This window comes from Pseudomonas sp. ADAK2, from assembly GCF_012935755.1.
Lineage (GTDB): Bacteria > Pseudomonadota > Gammaproteobacteria > Pseudomonadales > Pseudomonadaceae > Aquipseudomonas.
In genome coordinates, this window is the sequence record NZ_CP052862.1 from 650,147 (window position 1) to 668,021 (window position 17,875).

General features: G+C 59.9%; 20 protein-coding genes and 1 pseudogene. 6 read left to right on the forward strand and 15 right to left on the reverse strand.

Annotation, left to right across the window (positions count from 1 at the left end):
* Nucleotides 1-3: 3 nt before the first annotated feature.
* From modC to HKK52_RS02975, 6 genes are all read right to left on the reverse strand, one after another.
* Nucleotides 4-1,083 carry a molybdenum ABC transporter ATP-binding protein gene (gene modC, locus HKK52_RS02950; protein ID WP_169369311.1) on the reverse strand — a complete coding sequence of 360 codons (1,080 nt, stop codon included), beginning with the start codon at nt 1,081-1,083 and terminating at the stop codon, nt 4-6.
* 3 nt (nt 1,084-1,086) lie between these two features.
* Nucleotides 1,087-1,767 (reverse strand): molybdate ABC transporter permease subunit, encoded by a 681-nt coding sequence (modB, locus tag HKK52_RS02955; RefSeq protein ID WP_169369313.1) that lies wholly within the window; start codon nt 1,765-1,767, stop codon nt 1,087-1,089.
* Complete coding sequence (gene modA, locus HKK52_RS02960; RefSeq protein ID WP_169369315.1) at nt 1,768-2,535, reverse strand: molybdate ABC transporter substrate-binding protein; 768 nt, start codon at nt 2,533-2,535, stop codon at nt 1,768-1,770.
* A 193-nt stretch (nt 2,536-2,728) separates the two neighbouring features.
* Entirely contained in the window at nt 2,729-3,793 is a 1,065-nt protein-coding gene (locus tag HKK52_RS02965; protein ID WP_169369317.1) for an NAD(P)H-dependent flavin oxidoreductase, read from the reverse strand.
* Between the two features lie 109 nt (nt 3,794-3,902).
* The gene (locus tag HKK52_RS02970) at nt 3,903-4,091 is read right to left on the reverse strand and encodes a hypothetical protein (protein ID WP_169368736.1); all 189 of its coding nucleotides are present in this window, start codon (nt 4,089-4,091) and stop codon (nt 3,903-3,905) included.
* Complete coding sequence (locus HKK52_RS02975; protein WP_169369319.1) at nt 4,057-6,501, reverse strand: autotransporter; 2,445 nt, start codon at nt 6,499-6,501, stop codon at nt 4,057-4,059. Before HKK52_RS02975 ends, HKK52_RS02970 begins: the two co-directional genes overlap by 35 nt.
* A 180-nt stretch (nt 6,502-6,681) precedes the next feature.
* Between HKK52_RS02975 and acuI the strand changes: the two genes are divergently transcribed.
* Nucleotides 6,682-7,665 (forward strand): acrylyl-CoA reductase (NADPH), encoded by a 984-nt coding sequence (gene acuI, locus HKK52_RS02980; protein ID WP_169369321.1) that lies wholly within the window; start codon nt 6,682-6,684, stop codon nt 7,663-7,665.
* A 219-nt stretch (nt 7,666-7,884) separates the two neighbouring features.
* Here the strand turns inward: acuI and ada are convergent, their stop codons facing one another.
* From ada to HKK52_RS03010, 6 genes and pseudogenes are all read right to left on the reverse strand, one after another.
* The gene (ada, locus tag HKK52_RS02985; RefSeq protein WP_169369323.1) at nt 7,885-8,952 is read right to left on the reverse strand and encodes a bifunctional DNA-binding transcriptional regulator/O6-methylguanine-DNA methyltransferase Ada; all 1,068 of its coding nucleotides are present in this window, start codon (nt 8,950-8,952) and stop codon (nt 7,885-7,887) included.
* Between the two features lie 72 nt (nt 8,953-9,024).
* Nucleotides 9,025-9,711, reverse strand: a complete 687-nt coding sequence (gene alkB / locus HKK52_RS02990; protein ID WP_169369325.1) for a DNA oxidative demethylase AlkB — start codon at nt 9,709-9,711, stop codon at nt 9,025-9,027.
* Complete coding sequence (locus HKK52_RS02995; protein WP_169369327.1) at nt 9,701-10,390, reverse strand: 2OG-Fe(II) oxygenase; 690 nt, start codon at nt 10,388-10,390, stop codon at nt 9,701-9,703. Before HKK52_RS02995 ends, alkB begins: the two co-directional genes overlap by 11 nt.
* Nucleotides 10,387-10,671, reverse strand: a pseudogene (locus HKK52_RS32900) (methylated-DNA--[protein]-cysteine S-methyltransferase); the annotation flags it as partial. The gene HKK52_RS02995 and the pseudogene HKK52_RS32900, both read right to left, overlap by 4 nt.
* A gap of 345 nt (nt 10,672-11,016) precedes the next feature.
* Nucleotides 11,017-11,193 (reverse strand): hypothetical protein, encoded by a 177-nt coding sequence (locus HKK52_RS03005; RefSeq protein ID WP_169368737.1) that lies wholly within the window; start codon nt 11,191-11,193, stop codon nt 11,017-11,019.
* A 28-nt stretch (nt 11,194-11,221) separates the two neighbouring features.
* Nucleotides 11,222-11,527, reverse strand: coding sequence for a DUF1883 domain-containing protein (locus tag HKK52_RS03010; protein WP_054050556.1), 306 nt, complete (start codon nt 11,525-11,527; stop codon nt 11,222-11,224).
* Between the two features lie 211 nt (nt 11,528-11,738).
* Between HKK52_RS03010 and HKK52_RS03015 the strand changes: the two genes are divergently transcribed.
* The gene (locus tag HKK52_RS03015; protein WP_169369331.1) at nt 11,739-12,095 is read left to right on the forward strand and encodes a hypothetical protein; all 357 of its coding nucleotides are present in this window, start codon (nt 11,739-11,741) and stop codon (nt 12,093-12,095) included.
* A gap of 70 nt (nt 12,096-12,165) precedes the next feature.
* Entirely contained in the window at nt 12,166-12,396 is a 231-nt protein-coding gene (locus HKK52_RS03020) for a hypothetical protein (RefSeq protein WP_027922990.1), read from the forward strand.
* 11 nt (nt 12,397-12,407) lie between these two features.
* Here HKK52_RS03020 and HKK52_RS03025 read toward each other — a convergent pair whose 3' ends face one another.
* Together HKK52_RS03025 and HKK52_RS03030 are read right to left on the reverse strand one after the other, a co-directional pair.
* Complete coding sequence (locus HKK52_RS03025; protein ID WP_169369333.1) at nt 12,408-12,689, reverse strand: hypothetical protein; 282 nt, start codon at nt 12,687-12,689, stop codon at nt 12,408-12,410.
* Nucleotides 12,690-12,826: 137 nt separating this feature from the next.
* Entirely contained in the window at nt 12,827-13,015 is a 189-nt protein-coding gene (locus HKK52_RS03030) for a hypothetical protein (RefSeq protein WP_054050563.1), read from the reverse strand.
* A 259-nt stretch (nt 13,016-13,274) separates the two neighbouring features.
* On the opposite strand from HKK52_RS03030, the gene galU reads away from it, so the two are divergent.
* Entirely contained in the window at nt 13,275-14,114 is an 840-nt protein-coding gene (galU, locus tag HKK52_RS03035; RefSeq protein ID WP_054050566.1) for a UTP--glucose-1-phosphate uridylyltransferase GalU, read from the forward strand.
* Between the two features lie 130 nt (nt 14,115-14,244).
* A complete protein-coding gene (gorA, locus tag HKK52_RS03040; protein WP_169369335.1) occupies nt 14,245-15,603 on the forward strand; it encodes a glutathione-disulfide reductase in 1,359 nt (452 codons plus the stop codon).
* On the opposite strand, the gene HKK52_RS03045 is transcribed toward gorA, so the two are convergent.
* A complete protein-coding gene (locus tag HKK52_RS03045) occupies nt 15,600-16,610 on the reverse strand; it encodes a DNA-binding protein (RefSeq protein WP_169369337.1) in 1,011 nt (336 codons plus the stop codon). The two genes, gorA and HKK52_RS03045, sit on opposite strands and share 4 nt — an antisense overlap.
* A gap of 177 nt (nt 16,611-16,787) precedes the next feature.
* Here HKK52_RS03045 and HKK52_RS03050 point away from each other — a divergent pair, with 177 nt between their 5' ends.
* Complete coding sequence (locus HKK52_RS03050) at nt 16,788-17,732, forward strand: site-specific integrase (protein ID WP_169369339.1); 945 nt, start codon at nt 16,788-16,790, stop codon at nt 17,730-17,732.
* Nucleotides 17,733-17,875 lie beyond the last annotated feature (143 nt).

Consider the following 17,875-nt stretch of genomic DNA (forward strand, 5'->3'; position numbering starts at 1 on the left):
GATTCAGGCCAGCACCGCCACGGCCTTGATTTGCGCCCAGAGTTGCTGGCCGGGATGGATGCCCAGTTGATCGCGGGAGTAGCGGGTGATCCTCGCCAGTAGCGGCGTGCCGCCAGCGTCCAGCCGAATCAGAACGTGGGCGGCATTGTCGGCACCCAATTCACTGATGACCATGACAGGCAGGCGATTGAGGATGCTGCTTTGCTCGATGCTTTGCAGACTCAGGCTGACATCCCGCGCCTGCACCTTGCAGCGCAAGGCCTGGCCTTCGGTCATCGGCGAATGGGTTACGCGGATGCTCAGGGCGGTGTTCGGCAGTTGCAGGGTCAGCAGTTGATAGTCGGCGTCGTAGGCGCTGACATGTCCTTCAATCACCACGCCCGCGTCGTCACCCAATGCCAACGGCAGGTCGAGGCGAGCCAGGGTTTCGCCGATCGGGCCGCTGGCCAGGGCCTGGCCATCACTGAGCAGGACAATGTGGTCGGCCAGTCGCGCCACTTCATCCTGGGAATGACTGACGTACAACACCGGAATATCCAGTTCATCGTGCAGTCGTTGCAGGTACGGCAGGATTTCGTTCTTGCGCTGGCTGTCGAGTGCCGCCAACGGTTCGTCCATCAGCAACAGTTTCGGGCTGGTAAGCAGGGCGCGGGCAATGCCGATGCGCTGGCGTTCGCCACCGGACAGGTGCTGCGGATGACGGTCCAGCAGATGGCTGATGCCTAGCAGCTCGGTGGCGTGGGCCATGTCGACCCGGCGCTGATGTTTCGGGATGCGCTTGAGGCCGAACTCCAGGTTGGCCAGTACCGACAGGTGTGGAAACAGGCTCGCTTCTTGAAAGACATAACCGATGGCGCGCTTGTGCGGCGGGATGAAAATCTTTTTGGCGCTGTCCTGCCAGACTTCATCGTTGACCTGGATAAAGCCCTCTTCGGCGTGTTCCAGGCCGGCAATGCAGCGCAGGCAGGTGGTTTTGCCCGAGCCGGAATGGCCGTAAAGCGCAGTGACGCCACGGCCGGGCAATTGCAAATCCACATCAAGGGCGAACCCCGAATAGTTCAGTTTCAGGCGGGTATAAATCATCAATCAGCTCCAGCCCGCTTTGGTTTTACGGCTGGAGTAGAGCGCCAGCAACACCAGGAAAGAGAACACCAGCATGGCCCCGGCCAGCCAATGGGCCTGGGCATATTCCATGGCTTCGACGTGATCGTAGATCTGCACCGAGACCACGCGGGTCTTGTCCGGAATATTGCCGCCGATCATTAGCACCACGCCAAATTCGCCCACCGTATGGGCGAAACCGAGAATCGCGGCGGTGATGAAACCGGGGCGGGCCAGGGGCAGGATCACGCTGAAAAAGGTGTCCCAAGGATTGGCGCGCAACGTGGCGGCCACTTCCAATGGGCGAGTGCCGATGGCGGAGAAAGCGTTTTGCAGTGGCTGCACCACGAACGGCATCGAATACAGCACCGAGCCGATCACCAACCCTGCAAAACTGAACGTGAGGGTGCCCAGCCCCAGTGATTGGGTGAACTGGCCGACGAAGCCGTGAGGCCCGAGCGCCAGCAGCAAATAGAAGCCAATCACCGTCGGTGGCAGCACCAGGGGCAGGGCGACGATCGCCCCGACCGGGCCGCGCAACCAGGAACGGGTACGCGACAGCCACAACGCAATCGGAGTGCCGATAATCAACAGGATGACGGTCGTCAGGGACGCCAGTTTCAGGGTCAGCCAGATGGCGGAAAAATCGGCACTCGTCAGCGTCATTTAGAGTTGGTAACCGTAGGACTTGATGACAGCGGCGGCTTTCGGCCCTTTGAGGTATTCAACCAGTGCCTTGGCGGCCGGGTTGTCTTTGCCTTTGTTGAGGATCACCGCGTCTTGTTTGATCGGGTCGTGCAGGCTGGCGGGAACGATCCAGGCCGAACCGCTGGTGACTTTGCCGTCTTTGTAGATCTGCGACAAGGCCACGAAGCCCAGTTCCGCGTTGCCGGTGGAGACAAACTGGTAGGCCTGGGTGATGTTCTGGCCTTCGACAATCTTGTCCTTGACCTTGTCGGTCAGGCCTTCTTTGGCCAGTACCTGGGTTGCGGCCAGGCCATAAGGAGCGGCTTTCGGGTTGGCGATGGACAGGTGCTGGTACTCGTTCTTTTTCAGCACTTCGCCCTTGGCGTCGACGTAACCTTCCTTGGCCGACCACAGCGCGAGGGTGCCGGTGGCGTAGGTGAAGCGCGAGCCTTTGACGGTGTCGCCTTCGGTTTCAAGTTTTTGCGGGGTAGTGTCGTCCGCCGAGAGGAACACTTCGAACGGCGCGCCATTCTTGATCTGGGTGTAGAACTGCCCGGTCGCGCCATAGGCTGCCACCAGTTTGTGCCCGGTGTCTTTTTCGAAGTCGGCGGCGATCGCCTGGATCGGCGCGGTGAAGTTGGCGGCGACAGCTACCTGCACTTCATCGGCTTGGGCCGAGCCGAAAGCGAAGACCGCGAACAGGCTCGCCAGGCAAGTAGGGGCAAAACGTGAGGCACGAATGGTCATGGAACGGCTCCGTGGTAGGCAAGTGCAGGGGCAGTTTTTATAGGGGTGAACTGCGCCGATGCGAGGGGTGAAACGCTATATATCGGAATATATAGCGAAATGCCTGTAAACGGAACTTGTTGGGCATTGCTCTGTGGTGACGGAGCTTTTTGTGGCGAGGCCCCTCGCCACAGGCGTTTGCAGTGTTCTCGGGTCAGTGGTGAGTCAGTTTCGCCAACGCTTCCTCGGCCAAGCGCCGGGTCAATTCAGCGGTGGGCAACTCGATGCCCAGCCTGAACGCCTGTCCGGCCCACAGGTTGGCAAAATCCGCCGGATCCTTGGCCCGCAACGGCATCAGCGCACCGCCGGCCAACGGAAAGGCCGGGGCTTTGTCGCTCATGGGGCCGATTTCACGCATCACCCGATTCAGAATTCCCCGCGCCGGACGCCCGGTGAAAAGATTAGTGAGCGCTGTCTCGCTTTCCTTGGCTGTACGCAACGCCTTGTGATGCGCCGCGCTGATCTTGGCTTCCGGCGTAAACAAATACGCCGTGCCCACTTGCACCGCCGAGGCGCCCAGGTGAAACGCGGCGGCAATCCCCCGGGCATCACCAATGCCGCCCGCAGCAATCACCGGCACTTGCACCGCATCAACAATCTGCGGCACCAGCGCGAAAGTCCCCACCTGACTGCTCAAGTCATCGCTGAGAAACATCCCGCGATGCCCTCCGGCCTCGTAACCCATGGCGATGATCGCATCGCAGCCGTGTTGCTCCAGCCAGACCGCCTCTTCTACGGTGGTAGCCGAAGACAGGATTTTTGCCCCGGTGGCTTTCACCCGATCCAGCAGGGATTTCTCGGGCAGCCCGAAGTGAAAACTCACGACCTCGGGGCGAAACTCCTCGACCACGGCGCACGTCGCGTCATCGAACGGCGCACGATTGGACACTGGCGTCGGTGCATCGAAATCAACACCCAGTTCGCGGTAGTAAGGCTCCAGCAGGTTCTTCCAGTCACGAGCCTTTTGCTCATCCGGCGGCGGTGGCTGATGGCAGAAAAAGTTGACGTTGAATGGACGCTGGCTGTGTTGGCGGATGGTTTTCAGCTCGTCGCGCAATTGCTCAAGACTCAGTAGCGCAGCGGGCAACGAGCCCAGGCCGCCAGAGTTACTGGCCGCAATCACCATGGCTGAATCGTGAGCACCGGCCATGGGCGCCTGGATGATCGGCAACTCGATGCCGAGCAGGTCAAGAATGCGGGTATCTGGCCATTGGCTCATTTGAATGCTTCTCCGACGTCGACGGTAATGTCCGTTTTGTAGCAGCAATGAAGGGGGGCGGACCAGTTTGTTTTTCTGAATGGCCAGCGTCGGTTTTGCTGAAAGGTGTTTACGCCTGCGGCAGCCAGGGTGCCGCGAGTGCCACCACGGTGAGCAGCGTCACCCCGGCGACGCTGTACTCGGCAAACATCGGCAGCAGTTTATGAAGTGGTTTTGATAAAACGAAACATGGCAGCCCCTTCAGCGATGAATCAACGATCAACTCAACGGCGATGCAGCCCGCCGCCACCTCCGCCAAACGAACGATTCATGACCCGGGACGAATCGTGGAAATTGTTGAAGCGTTCGTTGCCGAACGAGCGTGCCGCCGATTCACGATTGAGGTTCTGCAACTGCGCAGTGTTGGCCGGATTGACCCGTGTCCCGCCGCCCTTGACCATCGACTGCCAGCCATCATCGGTCTTCTTGTAGACGTTGCCGTCATGCCCGGCGTAAACGTTGTCACCCACACGAGCGGCGCCGCTGTTGCGTCCGCGTACGCCGCCGTACTGAGTGGTGTTACCGGTGTTGGGGTTGTAGACGGCGCCACGATTGGCGGTCACCTGAGTGCCGTTGCGCACGTTGCCTGCCGTCACTTTTCCGCCTGCAATCGCGCCGCCATTGGGGCCGACAATCTCGCCGCTGCGTCCGGCGGCGTAGTTGCCGGTGTACACGTTGTGCACCGCGCCACGCTGGCCGGCCGTGGCGATACCGGTGCGCGAGTTGTAGGAATTACCGACCTGACCGGCCCAGCGATTGCCGGTCCAGGCGTTGTAGCCGGCGCCGTAACGGCTGACCGAAGCACGATCACCCCATTGGCGATAGATGTTGCCGGTGCTGCCAGCCCAACCACCTGGACCCCAGGCGACTGCGCCACCGTGATAACCATAAGCCGCGCCACCCCACGGCATCGGCGCCGGGTACAGGCGAGGGCCCCAGGCATAACCCCAGCCGTAATTGCCCCACCAAGGGTAAGCACCCCAACCCCAGCCCATGGCCACGGTGCTGCCGCCCCAACTCCAGCCAAAACCGAAACCGAAGGTCCAACCGGTCCAGGGCGTATAACGAATCGCGACGCCAAACCCGTAGGTGACCGGAGGCCCGTACCAGACACTGCCGACCCACGGCGTATACGGATAACCGGTGCCATACACCACCACGCCGCTGGCCGGATCCACTGTCGAGCCTTGATATCCCGGCGTGTAACCGACGACCACGGTATCGCCGTTGGCTTCATAGACTTTCACGTAGGTGATGTAGTGCATCGGCGAGCTGGGCGGAATCGAATAAATCACCGCTGGCACCGACGTTGCGACGGACCAGGGCCCTTGAGCCGAAGTGGCGTTGAACCAGATTCCGTTCTCCACCGCATACCAACTCTTGGCATCAACCATGATGATCGGCGTCGGCGTGTTCACCACGTATTGCAGCGGCGTCCCGCTGATGGCCTTGAGCTGCGGTTGCCCGTCGAACTGCGGCGCGGTCATTTTCACTTGGCTTTTCTTGATTGCCGAGGTCTGCGGGATGGTTGCCGCGATCGCCGCTTCGCGGGCCTGGGGCGTACCGGCCACCGAAGCTTTGACGTTTTCTTTGGCACTGTCATCGGGAATGTTGGCGAAGTCGGCGGGCAATTTATCCGCCGGAGCGAAGGTCCATGGGCCTTTCATATCGGTCGCTTTGAACCAGCGCCCGGAGATCAGCACGTAGCTGTCCTGGTCGCCGATTTCCTTGAAGATATGCCCGGTGGTGTTGGTCACATACAGCAGCTGCGTGCCCTGGATCGGCTGCCATTGCGGCGCGCCATCGGTGACGATCAGCTCGGTGGGCGTCGTGGCGATATGGATCTGTGGGATTGGTGGTTTGGTCAGCGTAGGAATTTTATCCTTCGGGTCGCTCTGGCCGGTCAGCAAGTCGACCTGACGACTCTGGATCGCGGCCTTCTTGGCTTTTTCCAGATCGGCTGAAGGCGAGGTCAGCGGTGCGTACAGCCCGTCCAGTTGATCGGCGACCATCCAGCCGTCGAACACATGCAGGTAATGTTTACCCTGGGCATCCTTGAGCAATAACGGACGGGTGTTGATGACCCGCTGCAACGCCGTGCCGTCCACCGGCCGATAAGCTGGCTCGCCGTCGATGTACACCAACAGCGCCGGTACGTCGGAGGTGATGATGATCGGCGGAGTGTTTTCGATCGGATCGCCGCTGGATTTCTGCTCGGCCGCGAGCACGCCGACCGCGGCCTCGAGTTGGTCCAGGGAAATGGTTTTCTTGCGGCTCGCCGCGTCTTTTTTCAGCGCGGCGACCCAGGTCTCGGCCTGCGCTGCGCTGGACGGGAAATCCGCTTTGGTCAGGGTGTATTGATCGAGGGATACCCAACGCGTTGCCTTGTCCACGAGGGTATGAGCACTGAATTGCACGATGCCGTACGTGGATTTTCCGTCGGTCCCGGTGGCCTCAACCGCCGCCCGCGCTTGCAGGGTATAGCCGTCCCAACTATCAAGTTGTGGCTGATAGATCGTCAGTTTGGTCTCGCCGGCGGTCAGCACTTGCGGCCACGTCGGGACCGCTGCGGTTTGAGCGGCAGGGGCGGGCGGCTGCGCTGCCTGGACGTTGCTGAGTGCCAACAGGCACAGCATCAGCAAAACGCTTAACGAGCGAAGGTAAGGCATTGTCAGCTCCATCGACAGGGCGGCTTTTCAGGCATTTCAGGGCCGCGAAAAAAAGCATAGCCGCCGGTCAGGGAAACGCTCGCCGGAAATCGGGATTGGATGAAAGTCGGGTAGGGCAATGTGTTGCTTTGTGTTATTTCAATGACTTCACAACCTCAGCGAACCCATTGGGAGGCAGCGATGTTCAAAGGCATTTTGATCGACAAAGACGACAGCGGTTACCGGGCCACACTGCAAGAGATCAATGACGATCAACTGCCCGAGGGCGACGTGACGGTGCGCGTGGCGTACAGCACGCTGAATTTCAAGGACGGCCTGGCGATTACCGGCAGCAGTCCGGTGGTGCGAAAATTCCCCATGGTGCCGGGGATTGATCTGGCAGGCAGCGTCGAAGTCAGTGGGCATCCGGACTACAAGGTTGGTGACCTTGTCGTACTCAATGGCTGGGGCGTGGGTGAAGGGCATTGGGGCGGATTGGCGCAGAAAGCGCGGCTCAATGGCGATTGGCTGATCCCACTGCCGAAGGCGTTCACCACGGCGCAGGCCATGGCCATCGGCACGGCCGGTTACACGGCGATGCTGTGCATCCTGGCGTTGGAACACAACGGCGTGACCCCGGCACAGGGCGAAGTGCTGGTGACCGGCGCCAATGGCGGGGTCGGCAGTTTCGCCATCGCACTATTAAGCAAACTCGGTTATCGAGTGGTGGCGTCGACCGGACGCACCTCGGAACACGATTACCTTAAACAGCTAGGCGCCAGCGAAATCATCGACCGCGCGACCCTGTCCGAGCCGGGTAAGCCATTGGCCAAGGAGCGTTGGGCTGCGGTAATTGATTCGGTGGGCAGCCACACCTTGGCCAACGCCTGTGCCAGCACCAAGGCCAACGGCACGGTCGCCGCTTGTGGTCTGGCCCAGGGCATGGATTTCCCGGCCTCCGTCGCACCGTTCATTTTGCGCGGTGTGACCCTCGCCGGGATCAACAGCGTGACCCAGCCAAAAGCCAAGCGTGTACTGGCCTGGAGTCGCCTGGCCGAGGATCTGGACTTTGCCCTGTTGCCGCTGATCAGCCACGAAATCGGCTTGAGCGAAGCGATCGATGCCGCGCCGCGCTTGCTCGCCGGTCAACTGCGGGGAAGGGTTGTCGTCGACGTCAATCGCTGACAAGGTGGGCGCCATTGCGGCTCGTCAGGGCCGCAGATCTCAATCAAGGGAATGGCGTCGCAATGGAAGTCAAACAAGTCTACGTAGCCCGTTCACTGTGTCCGGGCTGCGGGTGCGTACCCGCAACAGCGCGGAACTAACCGCTGAAACGGCGAAGTTTGCTACCGACTTTGAAGCCTATACCGGCCCCGAGTCAGTAGCGGTGCACATCGGCATCGTCTAAGGCTGGGTTTCACGCTCCAGCAACTGCCGCTTGCGCTCCACGCCCCAGCGATAACCCGACAGGTTGCCGTCGCTGCGCACCACCCGGTGACAGGGAATCGCCACGGCAAGGCTGTTCGCGCCACAGGCCTGGGCCACGGCGCGCACCGCTTTCGGCGAACCGATACGCAAGGCGATATCGGCGTAGCTGGCCGTGCTACCCGCCGGAATCTCCCGCAGGGCTTGCCAGACGCGCTCTTGAAACGCGGTGCCGCGCACGTCCAGGGGCAAGTCCAGGCCAATGGCCGGCGTTTCGATAAAGCCGACCACCTGGGCGATCAATTGCTCGAAGCCGTGATCGGCGCCAATCAGGTTCGCACGCCGAAACTTGTCCTGCAGATCGCACACCAGTTGGTGCGGATCGTCCCCCAACAGGATCGCGCAAATCCCCCGTTCACTTTGCGCCACCAGAATTGCCCCGAGGGAGCACTGACCAACGGCAAAGCGAATGTCGTTGTTCTGGCCTTCGGCGCGGTAATCGCCGGGTTTCATGCCCAGCAACTGATCCGCGGCCTCATAAAAACGGCTGTTGGAATTGAAGCCCGCGTCATACAACGCCTCCGTCACCGAGCCGCCGTCGCTTAAACGCTGGCGAACCTTGCGTGAGCGGTGGGCGCTGGCATACCCCTTGGGCGTCAGGCCGGTCACGGCTTTGAACACGCGATGGAAATGGAAACTGCTTAAGCCGGCGGCCTCGGCCAATTCACTCAATGTTGGGAGTTCTTCTGCCGATTCAATCTGACGGCAGGCAGCCGCCACGGTCGCGGCATGTTGTGCGGCGACCTCGCTTTGATCCTTCGCCGCCCGTTTGCTCGGGCGATAACCGGCGGCCTGGGCTTGCTCGGCGGTATCGAAGAATTCGACGTTCTGCGGTTTCGGCAGACGCGCCAGGCTGCTGGGGCGGCAATAAATGCCGGTGGTTTTCACTCCGTAGACAAACTGCCCGTCAGCCTTGGGGTCGCGCGCGACGACGGCGGCCCAGCGTGGGTCGTTCTCGGTCGCGATGTTGGTCGAAGAGAGGGTCATGGCTTCAGGTCCGTTGACGGGTTTCAGACAGGTTAAGCCGCGAGCCAGGCTGCAACACTCCGGGTCTTGCGGTCAAACTCGGCCAGCGGTACGAAACGTAAAATTGATCCGCTGTTCGCCCAGTCGCGGATGCTGCCCCTCCTTGATAGGCAATACGCCGTGGTAACGCAAACGGTCGACGCCGCCCCACACCACGATATCACCATGAAACAACGGCACTCGCTGGCTCTTGTCGCTGCGCTCGAAACCACCAAACAGAAACATTGCCGGCAAGCCCAGAGACACGGAAACGATGGGCGCCGCGTAGGAACCTTCGTCTTTGTCCTGGTGCAACGACATCTTGGCCCCTGGGACATAGCGGTTGATCAGGCAGGAATCCGGCACGAAATCGGCAAATCCGGCTTCCCGCGCCGCCGCTTGCGCCAGCTCGAAAAACACCTCGGGCATCGCTGGCCAGGGTTGTCCGGTTTGCGGGTCGTGGCGGGTGTAGCGATAGCCGCTGCGGTCAGTTGTCCAGCCCAGCGTGCCGCAACTGCTCAGGGCCACCGACATGGTGAAACCGCCGGGCGTGACCATTTGCCGAAATGGCGCGGCCAGGAGAACAGCCTCCAATGCCGGCAACAACCGGTCGAGCAGGGGCAGGGCAAAGCCCCGGAGGACGTAGGACTGTTCGCCGATCTGCTCGCGCCGGGGCGGTTGCTCGGGTTCGACGTCATCGAACAGATCGAGGGTGGTCGGGGTCATGGTGTCATAACGCATCGTGAAAGATGATTCCAAGGGTATGCCGTTTTCCGCTGTGCAGGCGACTGACTCCGTGGCGCAGCGTCACGCGGTAATAGCCGCGAACGCCTTTGACCGGACGCTGGCTGACGGCAAAAATCAGCCCGTCGCCTTTCTTCAATCCGACCACCTGAGGCCGCGACTGCATTCGCGGCCGCTGCTCGGTCAACACGAACTCGCCACCGGTGAAGTCTTCGTCCGGCTCAGACAGCAAAATCGCCACTTGCAGTGGGAAAACGTGTTCACCGTACAAATCCTGATGCAGGCAGTTGTAGTCTTGTGGGCCATATTGCAGCAACAACGGTGTCGGTCGCTCCTGACCAGCGGCATGGCAACGCTCAAGAAAGGCATCGTGGCTGTCGGGGAAGCGGGTCGGCAGGTCCATGTGCTCGTACCAGCGATTAGCGATGGGCACCAATCGCGGGTAGAGCACCTTGCGCAATCTGGCCACGGGTTCCGGCAACGGGTACTTGAAGTACTTGTACTCCCCGCGTCCGAAGCCGTGGCGGGCCATTATGACTTGTGAGCGAAAGGGCTCGGGTTGGGCGTACAGCGCGCTGATTTCATCACAAGTCTGGTGGCTCACCAACGACCGGATAATGGCGCAACCATCCTGGTCCAGCTGTTGCTCCAAGAGCGCCCAATCCAGCTTGCTCATGGCTGCGCCTCACGATCCAGCAACTGCTGTTTGCGTTCCAGTCCCCAGCGATAACCGCCAAGGCTTCCATCCTGGCGCAACACCCGATGACACGGCACGATCACCGCCACCGGGTTCGCCCCGCAGGCATTGGCCACCGCACGAAAAGCCTGGGGCTGGTCGAGACGTTGTGCGATTTCGCGATAGCTGGCGGTCTGTCCGACCGGGATTTGCCGCAGGGCTTCCCAGACTTGCCGTTGAAAGGCGCTGCCCGCCAGATCCAGCGGCAGATCCAACGCCAGGTGCGGATTGTCGAGATGGCGCAGGGTTTGCTCAAGTGCAGGCGCCAAACCCTCATCGCGCTGCAACTTGCCGGCAAATCGCCGCGCCAGATCCTGTTCCAGGCTGGCCAGGTCATCGCCCAGCAACAGCGCACAAAGTCCTTTGTCACTGAAGGCCAGCAGCACATCGCCCAGCGCGCACGTGCCATGGATATAGCGAATCGAGGAAGTAGACATGTTCTGACTCCTGAACCCAAGGTTGAGGTAGCCAGACTAGGGCGCGTTGGTCGAGCGAACACTCCGGCGCTTGCGGTCAAACTTTTTCAGGCGGGGGAGCCGACATCCCTGTTGTCGCTCCCGGTCGCGTTACAGCGCTTTGCTGACGGCGATGTCGCTGATCACGTCGTCGCTCTGGCCATGAATGGCGTCCAGTGCGGCCTTGGCTTCGGCTTCGGTGCCGTTTTCAAGCTGGGCGAACTCGAAGCGGCGCTCGCCGTTGAGTTTGTATTTGATGACGTACTTGGTCGTTTGGGCCACGGTCATGACTGCCTCTTTACGTGTAGGGCGTTGCTCAGCTCAGTTTTGTGCTGGAGCGGCGCACGATCTTGATCGAATGGGTCAGGGTCGGCTTGCGCGTAACGCTGATGGCCTTGCGGCTGTTGACCATGTCGATGGTGATGTTCCAGAAACCGGTGCTCGGTGCAGTGATGCGCGCCGGGAAGGTGTCGAAGGCGCCGCCGTGGTAAGTGTGACGACCGCCATTCTTGAAGCTGCGGAAATTGGCGTCGTTCATCAAGCGGATGTTGCACATTTGGGAGCACTGGATGACGACAATGTCGTCCTCATTGAGGTGCTCGCGCTGGTGGATAAATTTCATGAGGCGCCTCCAGAAGGGCTTTTTCTACAAAATCAAAACGATAGCAGGGCAATTGGCACAGTTTATCAGCCCGAACGGGTTATTATCTGGCTGTCGGCGTCGTGTTTGACAATTAAAAACGGTTATTCGGAATTCTATGAGCGATAAATGCAACGAGCCTCGGAGAAAAACAGTCATTACGCTGTCGGAGGGTCTTTATCGGAGGTTTTGTATGAAATGGGGTGTCCTGGTCCTGCCGCTAGCGCTGGCGGTGAGTGGTTGTGCCAATGTCGCAGAAATCAACGAGACACTGCCGACCATGAGCGTGATCTCAGGTAAAAAGCCCCATGAGTATGCGCAGTGCCTGGTGGAAAAACTGGCCTCCAGCCGCGGAGCCTTGCAGCTTGAGCCGCACAAGGAAGGCGTGCGGGTGATCGTTCCAGGCAAACTCTCCTCGGGTCCGGCAGCGGTCTTCGAGATCGAAGATCGCTCCGGCGGCAGCAGCATCAAGCTCCATGAGCGCATGTCCAATGTGCCGGTACGTCCCAAGGATATACAGCGCGCCGCCACCGCGTGCATTTCCGGCTGATAGACTGTCGTTGTTAGCCTCGATGCCGCCAAACACTGCTTTGGCGGCATTGTCATTTCTGGAGCCGCGCATGAAGCGAGAGCAAGTTCGGGAGCGCCATGCAGAGGGCCATATCTCTGCCACCCACGTGATTCAGAACCCGGCGAATCCGGGGGAATGGATCGTGTTTTTCAAGAAGAGCGCCGGGCGCAGTTATTTCCTGGTGGATGACAACGATGAAGTCGAATCCTTCAGTCGCCTGGATGATTTGATCGAGACCGTGCGCGGCCTCGGGATCAAGTTTGCCGAAATCCACATGTAGGGCAGGGCGCCTTACTTGCAGACCACCACCACGCTGCGGTTCTTGAAGTTGCCCACGTCGACGCCCAGCGTCTTGTCGCTTTCCCTGGTGGCCGGGGTGCCGTCGGTGCCAACGATCCGGTAGCCGGTGCCGGCACACGAGTCATCGGCCTTTTCGTAGCAGGTGGCCCAGGAATTGGCTTCCCCGGAGCAATCGATGGTCAGGCCTTGCTCGCCGTTGTTCAGGTAAATCTTTTCGGAGGTGGCGCAGCCAGTGAGCGCCAGTACCGCAATCAGTGCCAGAAGTTTGTTCATGTCGTTGTCGTCGTCAGATGATGGGGCTAAGCCTGTGACCGCAGCGCTGTCAAAAGGTTATAGCGATTGGCCACTTTGTTGCGGGCAAACATAAAAAAGCCCTGCGCAATGGCAGGGCTGCTCGAATCAGCTGCGTGTCAGGACTTGTCCTTGCCGCGCCGCTTCGGGCCTGCGGGTTGATCTTGCAACACCGATGCCACCTCGATCGCCAACGCTTCGGTCGGGAAAGGTCCGGCGATATTCTCGCCAGCGACGCTGTCTACCCACCATTGGCCGTCTTTCGCCTGATTGATCAGGTACCCGTTGACGCTTTTTGCTACCGACATCTATCTGCCTCGTTGGCTGGGTTCAATCGCGCCATGATACCGCCAAATGCACTCAACGGGGGCTGATGGGCGTATGGTGGTGCGATTGCCGGTCGGCGCAAAGCCGGTGGTCTGTGCTATCAATAAAAGCTTATGGGAACTATCCGCCAGAATATTTCTCTATGATGGCATCGGTTAGCCAGTGCGGGGCATTGTAAGGTGCACGCCGCCTGATTAGACTGCGCCGAAACTCGTACACACAGCCCTTTCAAGGACTTATATGATCAAGAAATGCTTGTTCCCAGCAGCCGGTTACGGTACTCGCTTCCTGCCAGCGACTAAAGCCATGCCCAAAGAAATGCTGCCGGTGGTAAACAAGCCACTGATCCAGTACGGCGTCGAAGAAGCACTGGACGCTGGGTTGACCGAAATCTCCATCGTGACCGGTCGCGGCAAACGCGCTCTGGAAGACCACTTCGACATCAGCTACGAGCTGGAAAACCAGATCAAGGGCACCGACAAGGAAAAATACCTGGTCGGCATCCGTAAACTGCTCGACGAGTGCTCGTTCTCCTACACTCGCCAGACCGAAATGAAAGGCCTGGGCCACGCGATCCTGACCGGCCGTCCGCTGATCGGCGACGAACCTTTCGCTGTGGTACTGGCGGACGACTTGTGCGTCAACCTCGACGGTGACGGCGTCCTGACCCAGATGGTCAAGCTGTACAAGCAGTACCGCTGCTCGATCATCGCGATCCAGGAAGTCGATCCGCTGGAAACCAACAAGTACGGCGTGATCGCTGGCGACTTGATCGGCGACGACCTCTACCGCGTGCGCAACATGGTTGAAAAACCAGCGCCGGAAGATGCACCGTCGAACCTGGCGATCATCGGCCGTTACATCCTGACCCCGGACATCTTCGACCTGATCAAGCAAACCGAGCCAGGCAAGGGCGGCGAAATCCAGATCACCGACGCCCTGATGAAACAGGCGCAAAACGGTTGCGTGATTGCCTACAAGTTCAAAGGCAAGCGTTTCGACTGCGGTGGCGCTGAAGGCTACATCGAAGCGACCAACTTCTGCTTCGAGAACTTCTACAAGACTGGCAAGGCTTACTGATAGCGCCTGACCCACTTGTACTGAGAAAACCACCTTCGGGTGGTTTTTTCGTTTTCCGGCCCCATATTGTCCGCAGCGTTTGCCCAGCGGGCGTCTGCGGGTATGCTGATGGCCTGCCGAGGAGATAGAAATGGCCTACGATTTTGACCTTTATGTGATTGGCGCCGGTTCCGGCGGGGTGCGGGCTGCGCGATTCGCGGCCGGTTTTGGTGCGACAGTGGCCGTGGCCGAAAGTCGCTACTTGGGCGGCACCTGCGTGAATGTCGGCTGCGTGCCGAAAAAACTGCTGGTCTACGGGGCGCACTTCGCCGAAGACTTCGAGCAGTCTTCCGGTTTTGGCTGGACATTGGGTGAAGCGAAATTCGATTGGGCGACGCTGATCGCCAACAAGGATCGCGAGATCAATCGCCTGAACGGCATTTACCGCAACCTGCTGGTCAACAGTGGCGTGACCCTGCATGAAGGCCACGCCAAGATCATCGACCCGCACACGGTCGAGATCAATGGCGAGCGCCACACCGCCAAAAACATTCTGATTGCCACTGGCGGCTGGCCGCAGATCCCGGAAATTCCGGGGCACGAACACGCGATCAGTTCCAATCAGGCATTCTTCCTCAAAGAATTGCCCAAGCGTGTACTGGTGGTTGGCGGCGGTTATATTGCCGTCGAGTTCGCCGGGATTTTCCATGGCCTGGGCGCCGAAACTACGCTGCTGTATCGCGGCGATCTGTTCCTGCGCGGCTTTGATGGCGCGGTGCGCAAGCACTTGCAGGAAGAGCTGACCAAGCGCGGTATGGATCTGCAATTCAACGCCGACATCGAGCGTATCGAGAAACTGGCTGACGGCAGCCTCAAAGCCACCCTCAAGGATGGTCGCGAGCTGGAAGCCGATTGCGTGTTCTACGCCACCGGCCGGCGTCCGATGCTCGACAACCTTGGGCTGGAAAACACTGGCGTCAAACTCGACAAGAAGGGTTTCGTCGAAGTGAACGAGCAATACCAGACCGCCGAGCCGTCGATCCTTGCCCTGGGGGATGTGATCGGTCGCGTGCAGCTGACCCCGGTTGCCCTGGCTGAAGGCATGGCCGTGGCGCGTCGCTTGTTCAAGCCTGAGCAGTATCGCCCGGTGGATTACAAGATGATCCCGACGGCGGTGTTCAGCTTGCCGAACATCGGCACCGTCGGTTTGACCGAAGAGGAGGCCCGGGAAGCCGGGCACGAAGTGGTGATCTACGAAAGCCGTTTCCGGCCGATGAAGCTGACCCTGACCGAGTGTCAGGAGCGCACGCTGATGAAACTGGTGGTGGATGCCAAGACCGACAAGGTCCTGGGTTGCCACATGGTCGGCCCGGATGCCGGGGAAATCGTCCAGGGTCTGGCGATTGCCCTGAAGGCCGGCGCCACCAAGCGCGATTTCGATGAAACCATCGGCGTGCACCCGACGGCCGCCGAAGAGTTCGTGACCATGCGTACGCCAGTCGCCGGTTAATCGTCCTTCGCTGTGTCTGGCGCGGTCGCAACGATCGCCGCCAGGCGCACGCTTTCATCCAGGCTGGCCTGGGTCTTCGCCAATTCGATTTCCAATGACTGATTGATCTGCGACTGCTCGTCGACGTTCTGCTTGAGCGCCTGGCTTTCCAGCAGCGCAATGCGCAGACGTTCCTGGAGGAGGGTGCGTTCGCTGTCGACGCGGTTGGCTTGCTCCAGCAGTTGATCCTGGCGAGTATTGGCCTGTTTGAGATGCTCCTGCAACAGACTCAGCTCGCGCAGCGTTCCCCGGTTCTCGGTCAGCACACGCTCGTTGTCGCGGTGCAGCTGGGTGATCTCATCCTGGCGAACGAGGGCGCTTTGCTGGGCCTGGCGCAATTCCATCTGAATCTGTTGCACCTGGCCTTCGTGACGGCGCTGATCCTGCTCGCGCTGTTCCTTGACCGCATTGCGATAGTGCTCCAGCGCCTCCCGGGCGTGCAGGTGCTTTTCTTCAAGGGAGCGGATCTGCTCGTCCTTGTCTTTCAAACGTAATTCGAAATCTGCCAGCGCCTGATTCAGCCCGGCGTTGCGGGTCTGCTCGGTCTGCAGCATCGAGCGGGTTTCCAGCAACGCATCGGATTCCTGGGTCAGTGCCAGGCTTTGAATCTCGTATTGCTGATGCAGTTCGGTGTTGGCCTCGCGGGCTTCTTCGAGCTGAGACTCGAGCGCCTTGCGCTGGCGATCGAACTGCTCGCGCGCCTGATCGATGGGCTCTTGCGCCTGTTCCTTGAGGCGTTGCGCCAGGCGCGCCACCAAGCCTGCCAGCTCATCGTCAATCGGTTCGGCCGTTTCTTCAGCGCGTTCCGCGCCGCCATCCAACTCTTTCAAATAGCGATGAATCGTGGTTTTCGAGCCGGTATTGCCCATCTCGATCCGTACAGCATCGATGCTTGGGTTTTCGCCGCGGGCGAGGATCGCCGAGCGGGCCGCTTGTACTACCGCTTTATTTACGCCGCCACGAGCCATGAGTTCTCCTACGATTTCGTACTGTGGTACATATCATCAAGTACGCAGTGTACCATTCCACAATAAAAGTTAAATACTTTAAGTTTTTGACGCGGGATATACTGGTATTACCCCGTGTGATGAGCTGATCGCCGGGTTTTCACCCGCCAAAGCGGTACGTTTTCAAGAGTTGAGCCCATGACCGATCTGGATCGCTACCTGCAAGCCGCCACCCGCGACAACACCCGCCGCAGCTACCGGGCGGCCATCGAGCACTTCGAAGTCAGTTGGGGTGGGTTCCTGCCGGCGACGAGCGACAGCGTCGCGCGCTACCTGGTCGCACATGCGGGCGTGCTGTCGATCAATACGCTGAAACTGCGCCTCTCAGCGTTGGCGCAATGGCACAACAGCCAAGGCTTTGCCGATCCGACCAAGGCGCCGGTGGTGCGTCAGGTGTTCAAGGGGATTCGCGCGTTGCACCCGGCCCAGGAGAAACAGGCCGAGCCATTGCAGCTTCAGCACTTGGAACAAGTGGTGGCGTGGCTGGAGCAGGAAGCTCAAACCGCCCGCACTGAAGGTGATCAACCCGGCTTGCTGAGAGCAAGGCGCGATACGGCGTTGATCCTGCTGGGCTTCTGGCGTGGCTTTCGCAGTGATGAGTTGTGCCGTTTGCGAATCGAGCACGTAAAGGCCATCGCCCAGTCCGGCATCACGCTCTACCTGCCACGCAGCAAGAGCGACCGCGAAAACCTCGGCAAGACCTACCAGACCCCGGCGTTGCAGCGTTTGTGTCCAGTGCAGGCCTACATCAACTGGATCACCGAAGCGGCATTGGTTCGCGGGCCGGTGTTCCGCGGTATCGACCGTTGGGGCCATCTGAGCGAGGAGGGTTTGCACGCCAACAGCGTGATTCCGCTGCTGCGCCAGGCGCTGGAGCGCGCCGGAATTCCCGCCGAGCACTACACCAGTCACTCCTTGCGACGCGGTTTTGCAACATGGGCCCATCAAAGTGGTTGGGATTTGAAGTCGTTGATGAGCTACGTGGGCTGGAAGGATATGAAATCCGCCATGCGCTATGTTGAAGCCAGCCCGTTTCTCGGGATGACACCCCTCGCGGAAAAAACCATTGGCGCTGCTCAGTAAGTTTTCTTCTATTAATACTGTCGGCTAATAGCGAAAACCAATGAGCAGCATGAGCTTTGCCAATGAGCCATCCGGCCATCGAGTGGGTAGGATTCACCACATCAACTTCTCAACCCAAACTTTTCAACCCTGACGGAGAGTCA

Bases quoted from the DNA above. Each gene is read 5' to 3' on its own strand.
- HKK52_RS03025 (WP_169369333.1), bottom strand. From the start codon at position 12,689: ATGAACAAACTTCTGGCACTGATTGCGGTACTGGCGCTCACTGGCTGC.
- HKK52_RS03020 (WP_027922990.1), top strand. From the start codon at position 12,166: ATGAAGCGAGAGCAAGTTCGGGAGCGCCATGCAGAGGGCCATATCTCT.
- HKK52_RS03050 (WP_169369339.1), top strand. From the start codon at position 16,788: ATGACCGATCTGGATCGCTACCTGCAAGCCGCCACCCGCGACAACACC.
- HKK52_RS02975 (WP_169369319.1), bottom strand. From the start codon at position 6,501: ATGCCTTACCTTCGCTCGTTAAGCGTTTTGCTGATGCTGTGCCTGTTG.
- acuI (WP_169369321.1), top strand. From the start codon at position 6,682: ATGTTCAAAGGCATTTTGATCGACAAAGACGACAGCGGTTACCGGGCC.
- modB (WP_169369313.1), bottom strand. From the start codon at position 1,767: ATGACGCTGACGAGTGCCGATTTTTCCGCCATCTGGCTGACCCTGAAA.
- HKK52_RS03030 (WP_054050563.1), bottom strand. From the start codon at position 13,015: ATGTCGGTAGCAAAAAGCGTCAACGGGTACCTGATCAATCAGGCGAAA.
- HKK52_RS03045 (WP_169369337.1), bottom strand. From the start codon at position 16,610: ATGGCTCGTGGCGGCGTAAATAAAGCGGTAGTACAAGCGGCCCGCTCG.
- HKK52_RS02995 (WP_169369327.1), bottom strand. From the start codon at position 10,390: ATGAGCAAGCTGGATTGGGCGCTCTTGGAGCAACAGCTGGACCAGGAT.
- alkB (WP_169369325.1), bottom strand. From the start codon at position 9,711: ATGCGTTATGACACCATGACCCCGACCACCCTCGATCTGTTCGATGAC.
- ada (WP_169369323.1), bottom strand. From the start codon at position 8,952: ATGACCCTCTCTTCGACCAACATCGCGACCGAGAACGACCCACGCTGG.
- HKK52_RS03015 (WP_169369331.1), top strand. From the start codon at position 11,739: ATGAAATGGGGTGTCCTGGTCCTGCCGCTAGCGCTGGCGGTGAGTGGT.
- galU (WP_054050566.1), top strand. From the start codon at position 13,275: ATGATCAAGAAATGCTTGTTCCCAGCAGCCGGTTACGGTACTCGCTTC.
- modC (WP_169369311.1), bottom strand. From the start codon at position 1,083: ATGATTTATACCCGCCTGAAACTGAACTATTCGGGGTTCGCCCTTGAT.
- HKK52_RS03005 (WP_169368737.1), bottom strand. From the start codon at position 11,193: ATGACCGTGGCCCAAACGACCAAGTACGTCATCAAATACAAACTCAAC.
- HKK52_RS02965 (WP_169369317.1), bottom strand. From the start codon at position 3,793: ATGAGCCAATGGCCAGATACCCGCATTCTTGACCTGCTCGGCATCGAG.
- gorA (WP_169369335.1), top strand. From the start codon at position 14,245: ATGGCCTACGATTTTGACCTTTATGTGATTGGCGCCGGTTCCGGCGGG.
- HKK52_RS03010 (WP_054050556.1), bottom strand. From the start codon at position 11,527: ATGAAATTTATCCACCAGCGCGAGCACCTCAATGAGGACGACATTGTC.
- modA (WP_169369315.1), bottom strand. From the start codon at position 2,535: ATGACCATTCGTGCCTCACGTTTTGCCCCTACTTGCCTGGCGAGCCTG.